The following is a 3,205-nucleotide window of genomic DNA, read 5'->3' as shown; positions in this document are numbered from 1 at the left end:
ACACAGTGGACGCGAGCAACTGAGGACAAGCCCTCGGCCTATTAGTACCAGTCACCTCCACACCTTGCGGTGCTTCCAGATCTGGCCTATCAACCCAGTCGTCTACTGGGAGCCTTAACCCCTCAAAGGGGGTGGGAATACTCATCTCGAAGCAGGCTTCCCGCTTAGATGCTTTCAGCGGTTATCCCTCCCGAACGTAGCCAACCAGCCATGCCCTTGGCAGGACAACTGGCACACCAGAGGTTCGTCCGTCCCGGTCCTCTCGTACTAGGGACAGCCCTTCTCAATATTCCTACGCGCACAGCGGATAGGGACCGAACTGTCTCACGACGTTCTAAACCCAGCTCGCGTACCGCTTTAATGGGCGAACAGCCCAACCCTTGGGACCGACTCCAGCCCCAGGATGCGACGAGCCGACATCGAGGTGCCAAACCATCCCGTCGATATGGACTCTTGGGGAAGATCAGCCTGTTATCCCCGGGGTACCTTTTATCCGTTGAGCGACGGCGCTTCCACAAGCCACCGCCGGATCACTAGTCCCGACTTTCGTCCCTGCTCGACCCGTCGGTCTCACAGTCAAGCTCCCTTGTGCACTTACACTCAACACCTGATTACCAACCAGGCTGAGGGAACCTTTGGGCGCCTCCGTTACTCTTTGGGAGGCAACCGCCCCAGTTAAACTACCCATCAGACACTGTCCCTGATCCGGATCACGGACCCAGGTTAGACATCCAGCACGACCAGAGTGGTATTTCAACGACGACTCCCCCTGAGCTGGCGCTCAGAGTTCACAGTCTCCCACCTATCCTACACAAGCCGAACCGAACACCAATATCAAACTGTAGTAAAGGTCCCGGGGTCTTTCCGTCCTGCTGCGCGAAACGAGCATCTTTACTCGTAGTGCAATTTCACCGGGCCTATGGTTGAGACAGTCGAGAAGTCGTTACGCCATTCGTGCAGGTCGGAACTTACCCGACAAGGAATTTCGCTACCTTAGGATGGTTATAGTTACCACCGCCGTTTACTGGCGCTTAAGTTCTCAGCTTCGCACACCCGAAAGTGCACTAACCGGTCCCCTTAACGTTCCAGCACCGGGCAGGCGTCAGTCCGTATACATCGCCTTACGGCTTCGCACGGACCTGTGTTTTTAGTAAACAGTCGCTTCTCGCTGGTCTCTGCGGCCACCCCCAGCTCAAGCAGCAAGTGCTCTCACCAGTGATGGCCCCCCTTCTCCCGAAGTTACGGGGGCATTTTGCCGAGTTCCTTAACCATAGTTCACCCGAACGCCTCGGTATTCTCTACCTGACCACCTGAGTCGGTTTAGGGTACGGGCCGCCATGAAACTCGCTAGAGGCTTTTCTCGACAGCATAGGATCATCCACTTCACCACAATCGGCTCGGCATCAGGTCTCAGACTATGTGCCAGGCGGATTTACCTACCTGACGTCCTACACCCTTACCCCGGGACAACCACCGCCCGGGATGGACTACCTTCCTGCGTCACCCCATCACTCACCTACTACCACCTTGGGTCGGCGGCTCCACCACTTTCCTTTCCCCGAAGGGTCCGGAACGGCTTCACGGCCTTAGCATTAATGGGCTCGATGTTTGACGCTTCACAGCGGGTACCGGAATATCAACCGGTTATCCATCGACTACGCCTGTCGGCCTCGCCTTAGGTCCCGACTTACCCTGGGCAGATCAGCTTGACCCAGGAACCCTTAGTCAATCGGCGCACACGTTTCTCACGTGTGTATCGCTACTCATGCCTGCATTCTCACTCGTGAACCGTCCACCACTAGCTTCCGCTGCGGCTTCACCCGGCACACGACGCTCCCCTACCCATCCCAGCCCCCGTTGGGGGTATGTGCTGGAATGACACGACTTCGGCGGTACGCTTGAGCCCCGCTACATTGTCGGCGCGGAATCACTAGACCAGTGAGCTATTACGCACTCTTTCAAGGGTGGCTGCTTCTAAGCCAACCTCCTGGTTGTCTGTGCGACTCCACATCCTTTCCCACTTAGCGTACGCTTAGGGGCCTTAGTCGATGCTCTGGGCTGTTTCCCTCTCGACCATGGAGCTTATCCCCCACAGTCTCACTGCCGTGCTCTCACTTACCGGCATTCGGAGTTTGGCTAAGGTCAGTAACCCGGTAGGGCCCATCGCCTATCCAGTGCTCTACCTCCGGCAAGAAACACACGACGCTGCACCTAAATGCATTTCGGGGAGAACCAGCTATCACGGAGTTTGATTGGCCTTTCACCCCTAACCACAGGTCATCCCCCAGGTTTTCAACCCTGGTGGGTTCGGTCCTCCACGAAGTCTTACCTCCGCTTCAACCTGCCCATGGCTAGATCACTCCGCTTCGGGTCTTGAGCGCGCTACTAAATCGCCCTATTCGGACTCGCTTTCGCTACGGCTTCCCCACACGGGTTAACCTCGCAACACACCGCAAACTCGCAGGCTCATTCTTCAAAAGGCACGCAGTCACGACTGCATGTGCAAGCACATACAGCGACGCTCCCACGGCTTGTAGGCACACGGTTTCAGGTACTATTTCACTCCGCTCCCGCGGTACTTTTCACCATTCCCTCACGGTACTATCCGCTATCGGTCACCAGGGAATATTTAGGCTTAGCGGGTGGTCCCGCCAGATTCACACGGGATTTCTCGGGCCCCGTGCTACTTGGGTGTTTCTCAAACGAGCCGCTGATGTTTCGACTACGGGGGTCTTACCCTCTACGCCGGACCTTTCGCATGTCCTTCGCCTACATCAACGGTTTCTGACTCGTCTCACGGCCGGCAGACCGTGAAAGAGAAATCCCACAACCCCCACGACGCAACCCCTGCCGGGTCTCACACGTCGTAGGTTTAGCCTCATCCAGTTTCGCTCGCCACTACTCCCGGAATCACGGTTGTTTTCTCTTCCTGCGGGTACTGAGATGTTTCACTTCCCCGCGTTCCCTCCACACTGCCTATGTGTTCAGCAGTGGGTGACAGCCCATGACGACTGCCGGGTTTCCCCATTCGGAAACCCCCGGATCAAAGCCTGGTTGACGACTCCCCGGGGACTATCGTGGCCTCCCACGTCCTTCATCGGTTCCTGGTGCCAAGGCATCCACCGTGCGCCCTTAAAAACTTGGCCACAGATGCTCGCGTCCACTGTGCAGTTCTCAAACAACGACCAACCACCCATCACCCTGC

1 rRNA gene is annotated in these 3,205 nt (G+C 56.8%); it reads right to left on the bottom strand.

The window, feature by feature from the left end:
- Positions 1-21 precede the first annotated feature (21 nt).
- A 23S ribosomal RNA gene (locus ACZ4NT_RS38655) occupies positions 22-3,146 on the bottom strand.
- Positions 3,147-3,205: the final 59 nt, after the last annotated feature.

This window comes from Streptomyces sp. NPDC026417, from assembly GCF_055567695.1.
The sequence above is the reverse complement of the archived record's forward strand: the minus strand, read 5'-3'. Positions and strand labels throughout refer to the sequence as shown.